Source organism: Rheinheimera faecalis (assembly GCF_021290965.1).
GTDB lineage: Bacteria > Pseudomonadota > Gammaproteobacteria > Enterobacterales > Alteromonadaceae > Pararheinheimera > Pararheinheimera faecalis.
The window spans coordinates 56,546-75,910 of record NZ_JAJOYT010000008.1; the positions used below are offsets into that span (position 1 = coordinate 56,546).

The 19,365-nt window shown below is 46.1% G+C and carries 15 protein-coding genes; 5 read left to right on the forward strand and 10 right to left on the reverse strand.

From position 1 onward, the window contains the following. Positions 1-18: 18 nt before the first annotated feature. From LSG34_RS14125 to LSG34_RS14135, 3 genes are all read right to left on the reverse strand, one after another. A complete protein-coding gene (locus tag LSG34_RS14125; RefSeq protein WP_233009739.1) occupies positions 19-381 on the reverse strand; it encodes an MmcQ/YjbR family DNA-binding protein in 363 nt (120 codons plus the stop codon). Between the two features lie 76 nt (positions 382-457). After that, on the reverse strand, positions 458-2,479 hold the full coding sequence (locus LSG34_RS14130; RefSeq protein WP_233009740.1) for a S9 family peptidase: 2,022 nt from the start codon (positions 2,477-2,479) through the stop codon (positions 458-460). A 52-nt stretch (positions 2,480-2,531) separates the two neighbouring features. Continuing rightward, positions 2,532-4,052 carry a fumarate hydratase gene (locus LSG34_RS14135; protein WP_233009741.1) on the reverse strand — a complete coding sequence of 507 codons (1,521 nt, stop codon included), beginning with the start codon at positions 4,050-4,052 and terminating at the stop codon, positions 2,532-2,534. Between the two features lie 317 nt (positions 4,053-4,369). Between LSG34_RS14135 and pabB the strand changes: the two genes are divergently transcribed. The 3 genes from pabB to LSG34_RS14150 all read left to right on the forward strand — a co-directional run bounded on the left by pabB (position 4,370) and on the right by LSG34_RS14150 (position 7,866). Continuing rightward, a complete protein-coding gene (gene pabB, locus LSG34_RS14140; protein WP_233009742.1) occupies positions 4,370-5,761 on the forward strand; it encodes an aminodeoxychorismate synthase component I in 1,392 nt (463 codons plus the stop codon). A 4-nt stretch (positions 5,762-5,765) separates the two neighbouring features. Further along, the gene (locus LSG34_RS14145; protein WP_233009743.1) at positions 5,766-6,329 is read left to right on the forward strand and encodes a CoA pyrophosphatase; all 564 of its coding nucleotides are present in this window, start codon (positions 5,766-5,768) and stop codon (positions 6,327-6,329) included. Positions 6,330-6,486: 157 nt separating this feature from the next. After that, the gene (locus tag LSG34_RS14150) at positions 6,487-7,866 is read left to right on the forward strand and encodes an L-serine ammonia-lyase (protein WP_269822911.1); all 1,380 of its coding nucleotides are present in this window, start codon (positions 6,487-6,489) and stop codon (positions 7,864-7,866) included. Positions 7,867-8,077: 211 nt separating this feature from the next. Here the strand turns inward: LSG34_RS14150 and LSG34_RS14155 are convergent, their stop codons facing one another. Beyond that, on the reverse strand, positions 8,078-11,266 hold the full coding sequence (locus LSG34_RS14155; protein WP_233009744.1) for an efflux RND transporter permease subunit: 3,189 nt from the start codon (positions 11,264-11,266) through the stop codon (positions 8,078-8,080). Next, a complete protein-coding gene (locus LSG34_RS14160; protein ID WP_233009745.1) occupies positions 11,266-12,486 on the reverse strand; it encodes an efflux RND transporter periplasmic adaptor subunit in 1,221 nt (406 codons plus the stop codon). Before LSG34_RS14160 ends, LSG34_RS14155 begins: the two co-directional genes overlap by 1 nt. Positions 12,487-12,918: 432 nt before the next feature. Between LSG34_RS14160 and LSG34_RS14165 the strand changes: the two genes are divergently transcribed. Continuing rightward, positions 12,919-13,227, forward strand: a complete 309-nt coding sequence (locus LSG34_RS14165) for an isoamylase early set domain-containing protein (protein WP_233009746.1) — start codon at positions 12,919-12,921, stop codon at positions 13,225-13,227. 65 nt (positions 13,228-13,292) lie between these two features. Here the strand turns inward: LSG34_RS14165 and LSG34_RS14170 are convergent, their stop codons facing one another. The 4 genes from LSG34_RS14170 to LSG34_RS14185 all read right to left on the reverse strand — a co-directional run bounded on the left by LSG34_RS14170 (position 13,293) and on the right by LSG34_RS14185 (position 17,613). After that, positions 13,293-14,411 carry a beta-ketoacyl-ACP synthase III gene (locus LSG34_RS14170; protein WP_233009747.1) on the reverse strand — a complete coding sequence of 373 codons (1,119 nt, stop codon included), beginning with the start codon at positions 14,409-14,411 and terminating at the stop codon, positions 13,293-13,295. A gap of 102 nt (positions 14,412-14,513) precedes the next feature. Then, a complete protein-coding gene (locus LSG34_RS14175) occupies positions 14,514-15,530 on the reverse strand; it encodes an RDD family protein (RefSeq protein WP_233009748.1) in 1,017 nt (338 codons plus the stop codon). Between the two features lie 57 nt (positions 15,531-15,587). Continuing rightward, positions 15,588-16,766 (reverse strand): vWA domain-containing protein, encoded by a 1,179-nt coding sequence (locus LSG34_RS14180; RefSeq protein WP_233009749.1) that lies wholly within the window; start codon positions 16,764-16,766, stop codon positions 15,588-15,590. Between the two features lies 1 nt (position 16,767). Further along, on the reverse strand, positions 16,768-17,613 hold the full coding sequence (locus LSG34_RS14185; RefSeq protein ID WP_233009750.1) for an AAA family ATPase: 846 nt from the start codon (positions 17,611-17,613) through the stop codon (positions 16,768-16,770). 127 nt (positions 17,614-17,740) lie between these two features. Between LSG34_RS14185 and cysK the strand changes: the two genes are divergently transcribed. Continuing rightward, a complete protein-coding gene (gene cysK, locus LSG34_RS14190; protein WP_233009751.1) occupies positions 17,741-18,712 on the forward strand; it encodes a cysteine synthase A in 972 nt (323 codons plus the stop codon). 61 nt (positions 18,713-18,773) lie between these two features. Here cysK and LSG34_RS14195 read toward each other — a convergent pair whose 3' ends face one another. Further along, entirely contained in the window at positions 18,774-19,331 is a 558-nt protein-coding gene (locus tag LSG34_RS14195) for a cysteine hydrolase family protein (protein ID WP_233009752.1), read from the reverse strand. Positions 19,332-19,365 lie beyond the last annotated feature (34 nt).

Genomic DNA, 19,365 nt, shown 5'->3' on the forward strand with positions numbered 1-19,365 from the left:
CCGTGTCAATTTGTTGTTCTAATCATTTGAATTGAGTAACGTCTGTCTCTGCACTTTGGGTAAAGATAATATGACCAAAAATCTGGACTGATCGATTTGTCGTTTTATTTCCTGCTCTGGCACTGTGTTGTTTAAACGCACAGTATTCCAGTGTTTTTTATTCATATGGTAACCAGGAATGATCGCAGGAAAAATATCACGCAACGCCAGTGCTTCGTCCGGATCACATTTTAAATTTAAGCGAGCTTCACCCTGGTCTGTGCCAAGGATAGCAAAGATTTTGCCTTTTACTTTATAGACATAGATATCAGGACCAAAAGGAAAATCTTCTGCAGTGCCCATCAGTTCAAGGCAGTAGTCACGTACATCGGAAAATTGCATTAGTTCGCCCGGGATTGATGCAAGAACAGTATCGAAAAATAAAGAAGGCTGCGAATGCAGCCTTCTGCGACACAGATTATTTACGGGTATGCAGGTTCATCCAGTCAAACACTTCGTTGTACCAACGCTCTGCATTACGTGGTTTTAAAATCCAGTGGTTTTCATCCGGGAAGATTACCAATTTGGATTCAATCCCCTTACGCTGCAAGGTAGTAAAAGCACCTAAGCCCTGAGCATAAGGCACACGATAGTCTTTTAAGCCATGGATCACCAGCATAGGCGTTTTCCAGTTGTCCACTAAAGCCGACGGATTGAACTTTTGATAATCACCTTCTTTATTCCAGACCGGACCACCCATGTCATGCTCAGGGAACCATAGCTCTTCAGTACTGCCATAAAAGCTTGGCATATCAAATAAACCAGCGTGGTTGACTAAACATTTAAAACCTTCAGGCCAGTTACCGGCAATCCAGTTCATCATGTAACCGCCGTAGGACGCACCTAAAGCGCAGGCGTTTTTGCCATCCAGCCATTTTTCTTTTTCAGTGATAAAAGCCAAACCTTTTTGTAAATCAACCAGAGGTTTACCACCCCAGTCACGGGCAATTGAATCAGTAAAGGCCTGGCCATAGCCAGTAGAGCCGTGGAAGTCGATCATCACTACGCCATAACCCTGAGCTGCCCATAACTGAGCATTCCAACGGTAGTTAAACATATTGCCAAAGCTGCCTTGCGGGCCACCGTGCACAATAAAGGCGATAGGGTATTGCTTGCCTGCTTTGTAATTTACAGGTTTCATCCAGTAGCCATGCACTGTCTCGTCATTGGCGCCGGGGAAATTAAACTGGGCAAATTCAGCAAATTGAATATCAGCCAAAGCCTCTTTGTTGATTTGAGTTAAGGCCGTTGGCGCACCTGTTTCAGCAGTGATCTGGTAAATATCTGTTGGCTTGTCCAGGCTGTGATTGGTAAAAATCAGTTTGTTACCCGCCACATTTAAGTCACCGGCTGTGCCGTCTGCATAGACTTTGCTGATATCACCGAAGCTGGTGTTAATAGAGAAAATGCCGTGTTGGCCTGTGTCCTGCGCTGTGACATAAATGGTTCTGTTGTCCGCACCAAATTTATAATCGCTGATGGATCTGTCCCACTCTGGCGACAGCTCTTTACGTTGACCTGTCACCATATCCAGTAAAATCAAACCAAAACGATCGGCCTCATACACTGGTTTTTTCATGGCTAAATAGGCCATAAAGCGACCATCGCTGGAGAACGAAGGTTTAGCATCCCATGCAGCATTGTCACGGGTTAAGTTAATTTTTTCGCCACCTTTGACTGATACCTGGAAAATATCAAAGTTAGTATGCCAGGCCTGATCGACGCCAGGGATTTTCGCGCTGAACACCAGATTTTTACCGTCTGGCGTAAATGACACTTCTTTGATACCAGCAATGTCGGTATTCCATTCAGGCAATAAGTCTTTGGCATCTGTGACTTTTTTACCAGCCAAGTCAGCAATATATAAATGACTTCTGAATTCATCCGCCCAGGTGTCCCAGTGCCGAACCATCAACTGGTCGTACACCATAGCGCTGTCTTGTTGACCGGCTTTGACCTGTTTGGCTTCGACTGTACAGGATAAAGTTTCGCAGCCTGGCTTTGCTGCCATTTGCAGCACTATTTTGCTGCTGTCAGCTGAGACTAAAAAGCCATCCACATCTAATGGCAAGTCGGTAATTTGTTGGGCTTCGCCGCCTGCAACAGGCAAACGCCAGACCTGTGAACTGCCCGAGCGGCCAGCGATAAAATACAAAGCGCTGCCATCATGACTCCAGGCTACAGAGTGTTCTTTATCATCGCCGAAGGTTAAACGACTGACTTTATTACCCTGCTGCAAATCCATCAAATATAAATCGGCACTTGTATCAGCAGGAGCCAGGCCACCATTTTTCTGGCCATAGACCAGATAACGGCCGTCAGGGGATACGACTACATCATAGACTTTATTTAATTTATTTAGGTGTTCAATGGTGAGCGGGGTTTTTGCAACTGCTGCACCGCTTAACAAAGCTGCGGTGAGAAAGATCCAGGCTTTCATAATGTCTCCCAGTAGAAAAACGCCCTGAGAACCAGGGCGTTGTTAATCATTTTTAGTTATTGGCAAGTTCAGCTATCTTCACTTTCCAAATAGCAGGTCCTTGTTTATGCACGTTATTTCCCTGACTGTCAACCGCCACAGTCACTGGCATGTCCTCTACGTCAAACTCGTAGATAGCTTCCATACCTAAATCGGCAAAAGCGACAACGCGGGATTTTTTGATAGCCTTGGAGACTAAATAAGCTGCTCCACCTACCGCCATTAAATACACAGCTTTGTGCTCTTTAATACTTTCAACGGTTTTGTCACCACGTTCAGACTTACCTATCATGCCAAGCAAACCAAATTTGCCTAACATCATGTCGGTGAATTTATCCATACGAGTGGCCGTTGTTGGACCTGCCGGGCCTACCACTTCAGACCCCACTGCATCCACAGGGCCTACGTAATAGATAAAGCGGTTTTTAAAGTCAACGCCCTCAGGCAGCGCTTCGCCTTTGGCCAGCATATCGGCAATACGTTTATGCGCAGCGTCGCGGCCAGTCAGCATTTTGCCCGACAGCAATACAGTTTCACCGGCTTTCCATTCCAGCACATCAGCAGGAGTGACTGTATCTAGATTCACACGGCGCACGTTGTTGCCAAGCTCCCATGTTACTTCTGGCCAATCTTCCAGCTTAGGTGGAGTCAGTACTGCTGGGCCTGAACCATCTAAATGGAAATGCACGTGACGGGTCGCGGCACAGTTGGGGATCATGACCACTGGTTTTGATGCAGCGTGAGTAGCGACAGATTTGATTTTTACATCAACAACAGTAGTTAAACCACCTAAACCCTGAGCACCAATGCCCAGTTTGTTGACCTTGTCGTACAGCTCAACACGAAGTTTTTCATCGGCTGTTTCAGCGCCTTTTTCCAGCAAGTCCTGAATATCTACAGGCTCCATCAATGCTTCTTTAGCCAGTACAGCTGCTTTTTCTGCAGTACCGCCAATGCCTATGCCCAACATGCCTGGCGGACACCAGCCAGCACCCATTTTAGGCAGAGTTTCCAGCACCCATTCAACTACTGAGTCTGATGGGTTGAGCATCACCATCTTGGTTTTGTTTTCAGAACCGCCGCCTTTAGCCGCAATAGCCACTTCCACATGATGACCAGCAATCATATCGATATGCACTACTGAAGGTGTGTTGTCCTGGGTATTTTTACGAGCACCTGCAGGATCAGCCACAATAGAGGCGCGCAGCGGGTTATGCGGGTTCAGATAAGCACGGCGTGTGCCTTCATCCACCATTTGCTGCACTGTCATATCGGTTTTATCCCATTTGACATCCATACCGATTTTAACAAAACAAGTGACAATACCAGTGTCCTGACAGATAGGTCTATTGCCTTCAGCCGACATACGGGAGTTGATCAGAATTTGGGCTATGGCGTCTTTAGCGGCCTGGTTTTGTTCTTTGTGATAGGCTTTTTCCAGCGCTTGCACAAAATCCAGCGGATGATAAAAAGAGATGTACTGCAACGCATCTTCGATGCTGTCGATAAAGTCTTGCTGGCGAATGACGGTCATACTGTGCCCTTCCATTATTCCCCGTCGTTCTTGAAGCTGCAGCTTTGTTGACTGCGCTCTTCGCCCCAGTCACATAGTGGCCTATGCTCCCGGGGACTCACTCGCTTGTCGTCGCGCTGCAACTCCAATTACTTAGGGTAATATAAGTTCTATGATTGTGAATTTTCCTGTTGGCTGTTCTGCATCCAAACCAAAAGGCTTTTCCTGTGTTCAGGTTAACTAATGTCAGTTGGGCTGATATGATACAGCGCAACAGATCCAGCGGCTAGCCACTTACCGTATTTTTGCCGGAATTAGCCCGTTTTATGAGACGACTTATGTCACAGTTTTTGAAGTTAGATGCCAAAGAGCCGCATCTGCTGGAGTATTTTTCTGCCATAGCAGCAGAGCCATGGGCCATGTTGCTTGACTCAGCTGCAAGCAACCACGTCAATAGCCGCTTTGATATTCTGGTGGCTCGTCCTGTTGCGACCCTGGTCTATCAGAAGGGTCAGTTAATCCAAACCGAACAAGGCCAAAGCCAACTGCTGCAAATGGACCCTTTTGGCGCTTTGCAGCAACTGACCAGCCGTTATTTTCCGGATAAACCAGCGCTATCAGACACCCCTGATTTACCTTTTGTCGGTGGTGCTTTAGGTTATTTTGGCTATGACCTGGGAACAGTGATTGAACCTGTGCCACAAGCAGCAGATACAGGCGCTTTGCTGCCTGATATGGCGATGGGGATTTATTTGTGGGCGCTTATTCTGGACAAACAACAACAGCAACTTTGGTATGTAGATTACCGGGGTGATGCAGCAAGCCACTGGGCACAAACATCCACACTTTTTACTGCTGCAGCACAAAGCAAAGCTTTTGAATTAACCTCTGACTGGCAAGCCAATATGGACAAGACCAGTTACAGCAAGAAGTTTGATCAGGTGCAAAGTTATCTGCAAAGTGGTGATTGTTATCAGATTAATTTAGCCCAGCGTTTTGAAGCCAGTTACAGCGGTGATGAATGGCAGGCTTATTTAACCTTACGCAGTAAAAATGCAGCCCCTTTTTCAGCCTTTTTGCGTTTGCCACAAGGCGCCGTTTTAAGTTTGTCGCCAGAGCGGTTTTTACAACTCAAAGCAGGCCAGGTTGAAACCAAACCGATAAAAGGCACCAGACCGCGTTTTGCTGATGCACAACTTGATAAGCAAAGTGCAGAAGAGCTGCAGGCTGCGCCCAAAGACAGAGCTGAAAATGTAATGATTGTGGATTTACTGCGAAACGATTTGGGCAAACATTGTGTACCAGGCACGGTCAAAGTGCCGGCTTTGTTTGCTATTGAGTCTTTTCCAGCCGTACATCATCTGGTCAGCACTATTACCGGCACCTTAAGTCCCAACGCCGATGCCTGTGATTTATTGCGCGGCGCTTTTCCGGGTGGCTCTATCACAGGAGCACCTAAAGTACGGGCTATGCAGATTATTGCGGAATTAGAACCCAACAGCCGCTCTGTCTATTGTGGCGCTGTAGGTTATATCAATAGCAGCGGCGATATGGATACCAATATTGCTATCCGTACTTTGGTGATGGCGCAAAGCAAAGCCTTTTGTTGGGCTGGTGGTGGCATAGTGGCTGATTCAGAAGTGAATGCTGAATACGAAGAAACCTTTCATAAGGTGAATAAAATTTTACCTTTGCTGGGTCAGGTAAAACCTTCTGCAGCAACGGAATAACAGCATGAACCGACAGCAGTTTTTACAACGCTTTTTTCTCCAGCCAGCCAGGCACTCTGTGTTATTGCAAATGGAGAAAAGTAAAGCTGCTGCAGTATTATTAGTCATGCGGGAACACCAGGGTGAATTGCAATTACTGCTGACAAAACGCAGCTCTGATTTACGCCATCATCCGGGCCAAATCAGTTTCCCCGGCGGCAAAATTGAAGCCGATGAGCAAAGCCAGCAAGCGGCTTTGCGTGAAACCCACGAAGAAACCGGTATAGCACCAGAGCAGCTACAACTGATTGGACAGTTGCCGAGTTACGCCACAGGCACAGGCTTTTTAATTCAGCCCTGGATTGCGTTTCTAACCGAAGAAGTTGAACTTCTATTGCAGACCTCTGAAGTAGAGTCGGCCTTTTGGTTGCCTTTGTCTTTTGTATTTGATCCACAAAATACCCACAGCGAACACTTTGCCATGCATGGCCAGTCGCATCTGGTGCACTTTATGCCCTATGGCCCTCATCTGATTTGGGGGGCGACAGCGGCTATCCTCTATTCGCTCAAACAGCAGCTACATTATTAATTTCGTAAGGGCCTGCCCGTCTTGCTGTAATCAATTCGGCACACTACCGCTTACACATCTGCTGTAATAAGCACCGACCAGTTACCAGGTGAGTTACGAAATTAATTCGCTTCCGTTAGAATGGCGCCCAATTCTTATAACTAAAAGCAGAATCCGAATGATTATTAGCGCTTTTGATATGTTCAGCATTGGTATTGGCCCATCCAGTTCTCACACCGTAGGCCCTATGCGTGCTGCCAAAAAATTCTGTGAAAACCTGCAAGCCATGGGCTTGTTTGATCAAGTCACCAGTGTTAAAGCTGAACTCTTTGGTTCTTTAGGCCAAACCGGTATTGGTCACGGCACAGGTAAAGCGGTGATTTTAGGTTTGTCCGGTTTTTTACCGGAAAACATTAACCCTGATGCCATACCTGCTTTATTAAAAACTGTAGATGAAACCCAGCAGATACAGCTGGATCAACAACGTTCTGTGGCTTTCCCGCGGGAAGGCGCTATTGTATTTCACCGTCGCAAAACTTTAAAAGAGCATTCCAACGGCATGGAGCTGATAGCTTTCGCTGGCCATGAAGTGCTGTTCAGCGAAATTTATTTTTCGATAGGCGGCGGTTTTATCGTTAAAGCAGAAGACTTTGCCAAAGAAAAAGAAGCCGCCAGTCAGTTTGCCGCAGACAATCCGCCGCCTTTCCCTTTTGAAAGTGGCGCAGAGCTGATGAAGCTATGTAAAGAAAACGGTTTATCCATTGCAGGCTTGATGATGGAAAACGAAAAGGTCCTTCGCAACGAACAACAAATTCAGGACGAGCTGGGTAAAATCTGGTCAACCATGTACGACTGTGTACAACGTGGTATTCGCACTGAAGGCATTTTACCTGGTGGCTTAAAAGTAAAACGCCGTGCCCCTGCTCTGCATAAAAGGTTAATGGCGGAAAAAAGCTCAGACCCATTGCAAGTAATGGACTGGGTGAATTTATTTGCTTTGGCGGTCAATGAAGAAAACGCCGCAGGTGGCCGGGTAGTCACAGCCCCAACTAACGGTGCTGCCGGTATTATTCCTGCGGTCTTGATGTATTACGACAAATATATTCAGCCTGTCACACCGGATATCTACTGCCGTTATCTGTTAACAGCAGCAGCTATTGGTATTTTGTATAAAAAGAATGCCTCTATCTCAGGTGCTGAAGTGGGTTGTCAGGGTGAAGTGGGTGTGGCTTGCTCTATGGCTGCAGGTGCGTTAACCGAGATTTTAGGTGGTTCTGTTGATCACGTAGAAAACGCTGCCGAAATTGGTATGGAGCATAACTTAGGTTTAACTTGTGACCCTGTAGGTGGTTTAGTTCAGGTACCTTGTATCGAACGTAACGCTATGGGTTCTATAAAAGCCATCAACGCATCACGTTTAGCTTTGCGTGGTACAGGCGAGCACAAAGTATCTCTGGATAAAGTGATTAAAACCATGTGGGATACAGGCCGTGATATGCAAAGTAAATACAAAGAAACGTCGCGTGGTGGGTTGGCAGTCAACATCATCGAATGTTAAGTCCCCTGCGTTCTTGAAGCCGCAGCGTTGTTGGCTGCGCTACTTGCCCCAGTCACATAGGACTACTATGTTCCTGGGGTCTCGCTCACTTGCCGCCTCGCTGCAACATCAATTACTTTGGGGATTACCCTGCGTTCTTGAAGCCGCAGCTTTGTTGGCTGCATTGCCCATAAAAAAACCGCCTTTCGGCGGTTTTTTTGTCTGAGTCATATCATTTCTGCAGCGGCAACTCATCCACCGGATAAGTGGTTTCTTCAGGCATGTTGCTTTTGAATAAAGCTAAAAAGTCATCCAAAATCACATACAAAGCTGGTATTAAAATCAAGGTGATCACTGTTGCAAACAAAATACCGTACGCCAGTGAAACCGCCATAGGTACTACAATTTGCGCTTGTAAGCTTTTTTCCAGCACTATGGGCGCCAGACCTAAAAATGTCGTCAGAGAAGTGAGCATGATTGGACGGAATCGTCTGGTACCAGCCCCAACTACCGCCTCTTTTAACGGTATGCCGTTGCGACGGGATTCATTAACAAAATCCACCATGACCAGCGAGTCGTTCACCACCACACCAGCCAAAGCAATAAGCCCAAACAAAGACATAATGCTGACACTCAGCCCCAGCAACATATGACCTAAGATGGCGCCGATTAAACCAAAAGGGATCACCGACATAATGATCAGGGGTTGACTGTAGGACTTCAGTGGTATCGCCAGCAGCGCATAAATCACAAATAACGCCAGCAAGAAACCCAAAGCCAGATCCGTCATCGCATCGGCTTCTTCCAGACTTGCACCTTCCAATGCGGTTTCAATACCGTATTTTTCCGCAAGTTTCGGCAGCACTTTTTCCTGCAGCTCTTTGGTGATTTTCATCGGCTCAGCCAAAGCTTTATCTACTGAAGCACTGATAGTGACAGAACGCTCACCATCAACCCTGTTGATTGCAGAATAACTTGGCTGTGCTTTGTATTCAGCTACCTGAGAGAATGGAACTTCGGCGCCTGTCGCAGTGCGGATTTTCATATTCTCCAGATTGCCCACTGAGCGACGTTCTTCCTTGGGATAACGCACCATCACTTTGACTTCTTCGCCGTCACGCTGGATACGCTGTGCTTCCGCGCCATAGAAACCATGACGCACCTGGGTGGCTAAATCAGACAAAGTAATGCCTAAGGCTTCTGCCTGAGGTTTGATTTTCAGTACTATTTCGTCGTTACCGCCGCTAATGCTGTCTTCGATATCATAGACGCCCTGGTACGCAACCATAGCGGCTTTCAACTCTTCTGTGGCTAAACGCAGCTGATCCAGCTCTTTGCTTTTGAGCTGGAATGAGATATCACCGCCACCTCCACCGCTGGTCGAGGAAAAAATTTGCAGTGTTTTTACGCCAGCGATTTCTGGTATTTGCTCTCGCCACAAACGTACAAATTCATTGGCATCTATAGTACGACCTTCGCTTTTCTCCAGTTCAATCACCAACTCGCCTCTGGTGTCTGATTCGGTAAAAGTTAAGCGATGCTTCACCAGACCGTCTTCACCTTTAGCCACAATCTGTTCATTGGTTTTGACTAAAGCCGCCTCCAGTTGTTGCATCGCCTGCACTGTCGCTTTACCGGATGAACCTTCCATCATGGTCAAATTGGCGTTGATAAAGTCGCTTGGAATATTTGGGAAAAATACCCAGCGCACATGACCGCCAGCCATTAAACCTATCATCAACACCATCATGGCAAAAAAACTGGTCGCTGTGATGTAGCGGTATTCAATGCACCATTCAACAGCACGCTGATAACGGCCAAAGACAAAACGATCCGTGGCACCTGACACTTTAAGACGGACAAATTTTAAGCCATTGCTACAGGCTCGTCCCATGCCGTAAAACAGGCCTTTACGCTGTTGGTCCCAAGGTTTGCTGTCCATCGCTATTAAATGCGCAGGCAAAATAAACTTGGATTCGACCATAGAAAAAATCAAACATAAAATGACCACCCAGGCAATAGACTCCCAGATAGGCCCTTGTGGTCCACCCACCATCAACATAGGAATAAAGGCGGCAATAGTGGTCATTACACCAAAAGTGGCCGGCATAGCAACACGCTGCGCACCACGGATCACAGTTTCAGCCGACTTACCGTACTTCTCAATTTCGGTGTAGGCGCTCTCCCCTATGATGATGGCGTCATCGACCAGTATGCCCAGCACCAGAATAAAACCAAACAGACTGATCATATTGATCGAGACATCAAACATAGCCAGTGGCATTAAAGCTATGGTGCCAAGGAAACAGACAGGAATCCCCACCATCACCCAAAAGGCGACACGGAATTCCAGGAACAAGGTCAAACTGATAAGCACCAGCAAGGCGCCCATCAACATATTGTCTGTCATCAGATCCAGACGGCCCTGCAGGTAATAACTGGAATCGCCCCAATAATCTATGTTCATGCTGTCTGGTAAGTCAGTCTTTTTCTTTACGACATAATCTTTCACCACAGCAGCAATTTTTAAGGTGTTGTCTTCACCCACAGCATCTACTTTAATCGACACGGAAGGTTTGCCGTTAAAGGTAGAGTAAGACTCCATCTCAACAAAACCGTCTTTGATTGTGGCAATGTCGCCCAATAATAAACGGGTGCCGTCTGCTCTGTTGATCAGCACTATGTCGGCGAAATCCTGCTGACGGTAGGCCTGACCTTTGGCACGCAACAGAATATTACCGTTGTCGGCTTTAATAGAACCGCCCGGTAAATCCACTGAACTGCCACGAACTGCAGCTACCATTTGATCAAAGGTTAAGCCGTATTCACGCAGTTTATGCTCAGACACTTCTATCGAAACTTCGTAGTCTAAAGCACCCACTACTTCCACTTTACTGACGCCGGGCAGCTTTTTCAGTTCATCCCTTACGTCTTTAGCAAACTCTTTTAAACCACGTTGGTCGGTATCGCCATACACAGATAACCAGAGCACATTACTTTGGAATTTAGTGTTGTACACAACAGGACGTTCAGTTTGTTCCGGGAAAGATGAGATGGAATCCACCTGCATCTTAATTTCATTCATCACTTCCTGAATATCATAGCCAGACTGAATTTCCACATTGACAGTGGCTAAGCCTTCAACGGCGTTAGAGCGAATTTTTTTGATGCCGTTCAGGCTTCGCAGTGATTCTTCAATTTTGTCGACTATCCCCTCTTCGACTTCCTGCGGCGCAGCGCCTAAATAAGCGACCCGAATGGTCACTTGTTCCAATTGGATTTCAGGGAAAGTTTGTTTTTTGATAGTAAACACACTGGCGATACCAGCCAGCAGTAAAATGACCATCAGTAAGTTAGATGCCACGCTGTTGCGGGCAAACCAGGCTAACCAGCCTTTATGGGTTTGATCCAACGGCTGCATCAGCGTTTCTCTCCGGATTCAGTAGCGGCTATGGCAGATTTTTCCTTTTCGGCGTCATCGACCACAGTATCAGCTGCTGTGCGCAGCGCCATTCCTTCCAATGGATTTGCGATGGCAGTTAATACCAGCTGCTCACCCGAATCTAAACCTGCGCTGATGTAGGCATACTCTTCATCCATGCGTTGTACTGTGACAGAACGGATATGCAGCTTATTATCCTTACTGATCGTCAGTACTTTTTGATCCGGTTTTAATAAATGCCGTTCAACCAACACCAGATTGTCAGCATTTTTACCATCGATACGGGCTTTAACAAAACGTCCAAAACGCAGAGGCGCCTGACCGTCCGCTTTTAAACGATACGGGTCTTTAATTTCAGCCACCGCATAAATAACACGGTTTTCGTCATCCAGCATACCTTCGGTGCGCACCAGTCTGGCATTCCAATTCAGCTGCTGGCCTGCTACTTCGGCAGATAACAATACTTCGGGTTGCTGCTGCTCAGAGGGAGTTAAACCAGGCATATTTAAATAGCCTACATCGTTGTCCGACAATGGCAGTCGAACCTCCGCCACATCAGTGCCGTAAATAGTACCTAAGTCAAAACCTCGACTAATAAACTGGCCTATATTGGCGTTTTTGACTTTGACTATGCCATCGTAAGGCGCACGTATTTCAGTCCGGATCAAATTACGTCGGGCGTTTTCCAGTTCAGCTTCGGCAGAACGCACATTAGCCAGTTCTTGTGCCAGCTGAGGACGACGTAAACCCAGTTCAGGTGCCTTACCTGCACTAAATGAACTCCACTCTTCAGCAGCCACTTTGCCTCTGGCCTTTTCTTCCTCCAATAACGCCTGAGCACGAGCCAGATTTGCTTCAGACAGTTTTACCGCTGTCAGGTAATCGTATTGCTCAACCTGGATCAGTAGGTCACCAGCGCGGAAAAAACCACCTTCAATAAAATTATCCGCTACTTTAACGATCACGCCGTTGACTTCAGAGGTCAGGCTGGTAATGACTTTAGGTTGCACTGAGCCCTGAGACCAGACCTGATACGTCAGGTTTTGTCTGTTGACAGGTTTGACTTCAACATAGAGATTTTTTCGTTCTTCCTTTTTTTGCTCTGGTGGCTTTTTTCCCGCTACAAAAGCAGAAGCGAGAATGACTGCGCCCACCACAATCAATACCGGTACCCCTGCTTTAACCCATTTGCCTGCCATTTTTAGTCCTTTGGTCACAAATTTATCTGAAGCTATCTTACAGTTCGTTAGTATGTAACAGTATCCATAGTTGTTAGCTTTTTTATCTATGCAGTGTCTAATCCACCAACTGTTTTTTGTATTTTTTGGCTTCATTGCATGCCAAAGCCATAAGCCAAAGGCCTTACAGAAGATCGTCCACCTGTAAATAGTGGTCTATAAGACAGAGTTATGTGAAGTTCAGACATATTTAGTTACAACTTCTGCACTTACGCGATATGTAAATAGCTAATTCGTCTATATAAATTCCAGAAAGTTATTTTGGGGACTGCTGCTGCTTAGTTATGGTGGATAAGACCAAAGTCTGGTTGTTTTTTAGACACTTTATTGTCATCACAAAGCAATACACTGTAGTTTTATGTATACCCAAAGTAATTCAGGAAGGAAGCGGCTATGAGTATTAGTAAACAGTATTTAAAAACCAAACCAGTATGCAAAGTGACTTTTACTTTTGCAGGTCATCAGTATCCTCAAGCCCAAAGTGTGGCTTTGGCAGGAGAATTTAATAACTGGGACCCACAAGCAGTTTTAATGAAAAAGACCAAAACGGGCGATTTCACTGCCAGCTTAAATCTGGATAAAGAAAAGCAGTATCAATTCAGATATGTGGTAGATGGCCAGACATGGCTCAATGATGATGAAGCGGATGCGTATGTGCCGACTCAGGTCAGCTACGACCAGAATTCAGTAGTCCAACTGTAAAAATAACCGGGGGTCAGTTCAGATTATTTGTCAGGTAAATAATCTGAACTGACCCCTGTTTTTAATTAGCGTTTTTCCAGCACCAGACAACCTACTGAGTAGCCTGCACCAAAAGAGCATAAAATGGCTTTTTCGCCGGATTGAATGCCTTCTTTGTTTTTGTGAAATGCAATAACTGAACCTGCAGACGCCGTATTGGCATAGGTATCCAACACCAGTGGAGCCTCTTCAGGCAAAGGGTCACGACCTAAGATTTTCTTCGCAGCAAACAGGTTCATATTAATATTGGCCTGATGCAGCCATAAACGTTTTAAATCATCAGGCTCAACAGCCAAACGCTGCATCTCATTTAAAATCACTTCCGCTACTATCGGCAGTAGTTCTTTAAATACCTTGCGGCCCTGCTGTTTGAAAAATGGCGCGTCCGGATCAGTTTCCGGATGACAATGTTCGGTATAACCTACATCACAACGAATATTATTAGAAAACTCAGTTTTTAAACTCATGCCGAGAATACGATAAGCATTGTCGGAGGTAACAGTGTCTTCCGCTTCAATAATAGTGGCAGTACAGACATCGCCAAAAATAAAGTGGCTGTCGCGGCTGGTGTAATTGACTTGCGGCGACGCAAATTCAGGATTGACCACCAGCACCACTTTGGCCATACCACCACGAATGGCGTTGACTGCATTGCTGATGGCAAAAGTTGCAGATGAACAAGCCACGTTCATATCAAAAGCATAACCAGTAGCACCTAAAGCCTGTTGCAGCTCAATAGACAAAGCCGGATAAGGCCGCTGCATATTGGACGCAGCACAAATGATCAGATCAATATCTGCCGCCGTTTTGCCAGCCTGAACCATAGCTTCCTGTGCGGCTACTATGGCCATCTCGACCATTTCAGGGTGTTCATCTTCGCCACGTTTCGGGAAAACAGGCATCATCACAGCAGGGTCTAAAATACCTTCTTTGTGCAGCACATGGCGAGATTTAATGCCTGAGGCTTTTTCAATAAACTCGCAGCTGGAATACTCTAATGCGGCTAATTCACCGGCTTCAATGTCGGCAGCATATTGCTCGTTAAACAAATCGACATACTGATTAAAACTGGCCACTAACTCTTCGTTGGTGACAGTTTCGGTTGGTGTAAACAGGCCTGAGCCGCTGATCAGCACATTTTTCATTCAGAATACCTTTGTCATAAGTGCAACTTCTTTTAATGAGTTGCTGAATTGGTCGCTATTCTAGCTTAATAACCCCAACGCCTGCCGAGATTTTTTGTCGGATCAAGGCTGATAAATCACCACTGTGCTGGCGACTTTATCTTGTATCGCCTGACGGTTGGGATCCCATAAAATCTGTGCAAAGCCAATCAAACCTGTCGCAAGACCAGCGCCATAACCGCCCTGCCGGCTAAACGAAGCCCATAAAGTTAAAGGTTGATTGTCCAACTGTACTACACGGATACGGGTCAGCATCTTGCCTATAGTCTGGCCATTGTTCCAACTGATATAAAAGGTGAAATAGACCATGGCCCAACCAAAACCTAAACCAAAGTCGGCCAGTATCCCCTTCACCCATTTGATCAGGCTGTAATCGGAGTTTTTTAGTTTATCCAGTACTGAATAAGATGACTCTTCCTTTGGCTCTTTTACTGCAGCCACAGCAACCACTTTTGGTTGTGCTACATACTTCGCCAGTAAAGCTCGTTTTTCTGTACCTTTGAGCTCAGTTAACTCCAGTAATCCGTCCAACACATCTTTTTGCTGCTTCATGCTAACGCCAGAATTTTGCAACTCAAGCGCCAGCATTTTAGTGTTCTCTTCAGCACAAATCGCATCGCATTCTTTGGTCGAAAGCTCTAAGGATACTTGTGCCAGCGCAGCAGCAGCCGTTGGCGTCAGATCCAGATCGGCAGCCGAAGTAGTCTCTTGCTCTTGCACCAACTGCGGCGTCCAACTTAAAGTACCTAACATACATAAGGTTGCAAACACCATCAGTAGCAGATGATTTCTGTTTTGGGCTTTGTATCTGTTCCAGCATAAATACAACATAGCCGGAAAAACAAAAACCAGGCTGGCCGATGCCAAACCACTAATGATCACTCCATCAATGCCCATAGCTATACCGCGGCGCAGAGGTTTGGCCAAAGGCTGGCCTATCAGCTCATCAGCCACCGTAAAGGCATGAGGCGTGACTATTTGCCGCACTTCTTTTTTGGTCAGTTGATGCCCTGTCTCGTCGACAAAAGTGTCAGGCGCTACTTCTCTGATATCCTGATGGTCCGGCTGTTCGTGCTGCATTAAATTTCCCGTAAATGCCTGATGAATAAACCACTTTAATCAGTTCGATTGACCTTTTCAATGCCGCTTTGATAAATGCCGGATGGCACCGCTTAAACCGTCCAGCGTCATGCCATACATCTGGTTTTGCATCAGCTTTTGCAGTATTTCAATAGAGTGATAGTGGTTCCACCAGGCTTGAGGTTGTGGGTTTAACCAGACCGCATTCGGGAAATGCGCCAACAGCCGTTTTAAACAGACTTCACCTGACTCCGGATTAAAATGCTCGACACTGCCACCCGGATAAGTAATTTCATAGGGCCCCATAGTGGCGTCCCCTACAAAAATAACTTTGTAGTCACTATGGTAAGTCTGCAACAGCTGAGTAATGGATACCGCATCTGCACTGCGTCTTTGATGAGTGCGCCATACCTGCTCGTACGGGCAGTTATGAAAGTAAAAAAACTCCAGATGCTTAAATTCAGTACGGGCCGCTGCAAACAGCTGCTCGCATTCATGAATATAATCATCCATTGAGCCGCCTATATCAAAAAACATCAGCACTTTAACCGCATTATGCCGCTCCGCCTGAAACTTTAAATCCAGCCAGCCCGCTTGCTGAGCTGTGGCTTTAATAGTGCCGTTTAAATCCAGTTCTGTGGCTTGTCCGGTGCGGGCAAAACGCCGCAATTGTCGCAGTGCCAGCTGCATCGCTCTGTGATTAAGCTCAGCGTTTTGATCAAAATCTTTAAAATCACGCTTATCCCATACTTTGACCGCACGGCGCTGGCCACTGCCCTGCTGGCCCACTCTGATACCTTCAGGGTGAAAGCCATAAGCCCCAAAAGGTGACGAGCCGCCTGTACCTATCCATTTATTGCCACCTGCGTGTTTTTCTTGCTGCTCTTTTAAACGCTGCTTAAATTGCTCAAGCAGTTGCTCAAGCCCACCTAAAGAGGCCAGTTTGGCTTTGTCTTCTTCGCTTAACTGACGAATAAGCCCAGGCAGTAGCCAATGATCCGGAATAAGTGAGGCTAAATCCAGACTTTCAACGCCTTCAAAATACTCCGCAAAAGCACGGTCAAATTTATCGTATTGGCTTTCATCTTTGACCAGACACAAACGGGCCAGCAGATAAAAGTCATCCAGGCTTGCAAAAATAAGGTGCTGCTGCAACGCCTTGAGTAAATCCAGCAGCTCCGTAATGCTGGATTTGAGGCCATATTTTCGCAAGGTTAAAAAGAACGAAATCAGCATATCAACGGCCAGCGCGACGGGCCATAAAGGCCAGTTTTTCCAGCAGAGCTACATCTTGCTCGTTTTTCAGTAAGGCGCCATACAACGGCATTAAACCGCCTTGATGCTGCTTATCTTGTAATACCGACGGCGCTATTTGTTCGGCTAACAAGAGTTTTAACCAATCCAGTAACTCAGAGGTCGACGGCTTTTTCTTTAAAGCGTCCACTGCCCTCAAGTCAAAAAACACCTCCAGTGCAGCGGTCAGTAAATCGGCCTGCAAAGTCGGGAAATGCGCCAAAACGATTTGAGTTAAGGTGTCTTTGTCCGGAAAACGTATGTAGTGAAAAAAACATCTACGAAGAAAAGCATCTGGCAGTTCCTTCTCGTTATTCGACGTGATCACCACTATAGGCCGTTGCTTTGCACTAATACGCTCACCTGTTTCGTACACATCAAAGGACATACGGTCGAGTTCATGCAACAAGTCATTTGGGAACTCAATATCCGCTTTGTCGATTTCATCAATCAGCAGCACAGGGCGTTTTTCTGCGGTAAAAGCAGTCCAGAGTTTGCCCGGCTTGATATAGTTACTGATATTGGCCACCCGCTCACTACCAAGCTGACCATCACGTAAACGCGATACTGCATCGTATTCATACAAACCCTGCTGAGCTTTACTGGTGGATTTGATTTGCCAGTTAATCAAATCAGTGCCTAAACTTGCTGCCAGCTCTTCAGCTAAACGGGTTTTACCAGTACCAGGTTCACCTTTGATCAATAAAGGTTTTTCTAAGGTGACGGCGGCATTTACTGCCAAGGCCAGCTCTGGCGATAAAATATAGTGTTCTGTACTTTGAAAAATCATCTGTTATTACTTCTTTTTTTAGAGTGCAGGCTTAAGATGGGAATATCTTATATCAAATCTTTTCTTTCGTTTTAACAAGGCCCGAGTATTCTTATAACCATTCAACAGACCCTGAAGGTTTTTTATTATGTCAAAGATCTATGAAGATAACTCACTCTCTATTGGTAATACCCCTCTGGTGCGCTTAAAGCGCGTCACTTCAGGTGCCAATGTATTTGCCAAAATCGAATCCCGTAACCCTAGTTTTTCTGTGAAATGTCGTTTAGGCGCTGCATTGATTTGGGACGCTGAGAAAAAAGGTCTGTTAGGCCCAGGTAAAGAAATTATCGAGCCTACTTCTGGTAACACTGGTATTGCCTTAGCTTTTGTTGCCGCCAGCCGTGGTTACGCTTTAACTTTGACCATGCCAGCCACTATGAGCTTAGAGCGCCGTAAGCTGCTTAAAGCTCTGGGCGCCAACTTAGTGCTGACCGAAGGCGCGAAAGGCATGAAAGGTGCTATCGAAAAAGCCAAAGAAATTCTGGCGTCAGATCCTGACAAATACGTGTTTTTACAGCAGTTTGAAAACCCGGCAAACCCACAAATTCACTTTGACACTACAGGCCCTGAGATCTGGAATGACACAGATGGCAAGGTTGACATTTTCGTGGCTGGTGTAGGCACAGGCGGTACTATTACTGGTGTAAGCCGTTATATTAAACACGAGAAAAAACACCCGCTGATTAGCGTGGCAGTAGAGCCTGTGGATTCACCTGTGATCACTCAGGCGCTGGCTGGTCAGGAAATTAAACCTGGTCCACATAAAATTCAGGGCATAGGCGCTGGTTTTATTCCGGGCAACCTGGATTTATCCATCATTGATGCGGTAGAAACCGTCAGTAATGACGATGCCATTGCAATGGCGCACCGTCTGATGAAAGAAGAAGGTATTCTGGCCGGTATTTCGTCTGGTGCAGCCGTAGTTGCCGCTAAACGTTTAGCAGAGCTGCCAGAAAATGCCGGTAAAAACATTGTGGTGATTATCCCTAGTTCAACAGAGCGTTATTTATCCAGCGCGCTGTTTGCAGACTTCTTCACCGAAAGCGAATTGCAAGCTTAACCTGCATTCTGCTTAGTGGAAAAACGGCTCTATTGAGCCGTTTTTTTTGTCTGATTTTCACCTAGCTATTCAGATAAACTTTGGTATCAATCACTTTGGCATAAGCAAAACTTAAAGCGGCCATATAAGCGGCGTGTACTTGAGCAGCCGGTACTTTGACACCATTAAACTCTAAATCCAACGTAGCGCAGGCATCCTGTAATACGGTGCAGTCATAATCAAAATCTTTACCGGCGCGAGTCATCGCATCAATACACATATGGCTCATGGCGCCTACGATCACCAGCTTTTTTATTCCGGCTTTTTGCAGGATTTCAGCTAAATTGGTGCCTTTAAAACTGTTGATTTGTTGCTTTAATACCACAGGTTCTGAAGCGAGAGCCGCCACACTTTGGTGAATTTGTGCACCTTCTGAACCTGGGCGGAAAAAAGGCGCGTCATCTGACGCAAACTCGTGACGCACATGCACCACTAAATCCCCCTGCTGGCGAAACTTCTGCAGTACTAAAGCAGCATTGGCTGCGGCTTGTTCAGTACCCACCAGTGGCCATTTGGCACCTGGATAGCTGCTGTAATAATCGTTTTGAAAGTCAATTAACACTAATGCTGTTTTGCTCATGATTTATCTCCGTTTTTTCATTTAGTCAGGCTGT

Bases quoted from the DNA above. Each gene is read 5' to 3' on its own strand.
- LSG34_RS14125 (WP_233009739.1), bottom strand. From the start codon at position 381: ATGCAATTTTCCGATGTACGTGACTACTGCCTTGAACTGATGGGCACT.
- LSG34_RS14130 (WP_233009740.1), bottom strand. From the start codon at position 2,479: ATGAAAGCCTGGATCTTTCTCACCGCAGCTTTGTTAAGCGGTGCAGCA.
- LSG34_RS14135 (WP_233009741.1), bottom strand. From the start codon at position 4,052: ATGACCGTCATTCGCCAGCAAGACTTTATCGACAGCATCGAAGATGCG.
- pabB (WP_233009742.1), top strand. From the start codon at position 4,370: ATGTCACAGTTTTTGAAGTTAGATGCCAAAGAGCCGCATCTGCTGGAG.
- LSG34_RS14145 (WP_233009743.1), top strand. From the start codon at position 5,766: ATGAACCGACAGCAGTTTTTACAACGCTTTTTTCTCCAGCCAGCCAGG.
- LSG34_RS14150 (WP_269822911.1), top strand. From the start codon at position 6,487: ATGATTATTAGCGCTTTTGATATGTTCAGCATTGGTATTGGCCCATCC.
- LSG34_RS14155 (WP_233009744.1), bottom strand. From the start codon at position 11,266: ATGCAGCCGTTGGATCAAACCCATAAAGGCTGGTTAGCCTGGTTTGCC.
- LSG34_RS14160 (WP_233009745.1), bottom strand. From the start codon at position 12,486: ATGGCAGGCAAATGGGTTAAAGCAGGGGTACCGGTATTGATTGTGGTG.
- LSG34_RS14165 (WP_233009746.1), top strand. From the start codon at position 12,919: ATGAGTATTAGTAAACAGTATTTAAAAACCAAACCAGTATGCAAAGTG.
- LSG34_RS14170 (WP_233009747.1), bottom strand. From the start codon at position 14,411: ATGAAAAATGTGCTGATCAGCGGCTCAGGCCTGTTTACACCAACCGAA.
- LSG34_RS14175 (WP_233009748.1), bottom strand. From the start codon at position 15,530: ATGCAGCACGAACAGCCGGACCATCAGGATATCAGAGAAGTAGCGCCT.
- LSG34_RS14180 (WP_233009749.1), bottom strand. From the start codon at position 16,766: ATGCTGATTTCGTTCTTTTTAACCTTGCGAAAATATGGCCTCAAATCC.
- LSG34_RS14185 (WP_233009750.1), bottom strand. From the start codon at position 17,613: ATGATTTTTCAAAGTACAGAACACTATATTTTATCGCCAGAGCTGGCC.
- cysK (WP_233009751.1), top strand. From the start codon at position 17,741: ATGTCAAAGATCTATGAAGATAACTCACTCTCTATTGGTAATACCCCT.
- LSG34_RS14195 (WP_233009752.1), bottom strand. From the start codon at position 19,331: ATGAGCAAAACAGCATTAGTGTTAATTGACTTTCAAAACGATTATTAC.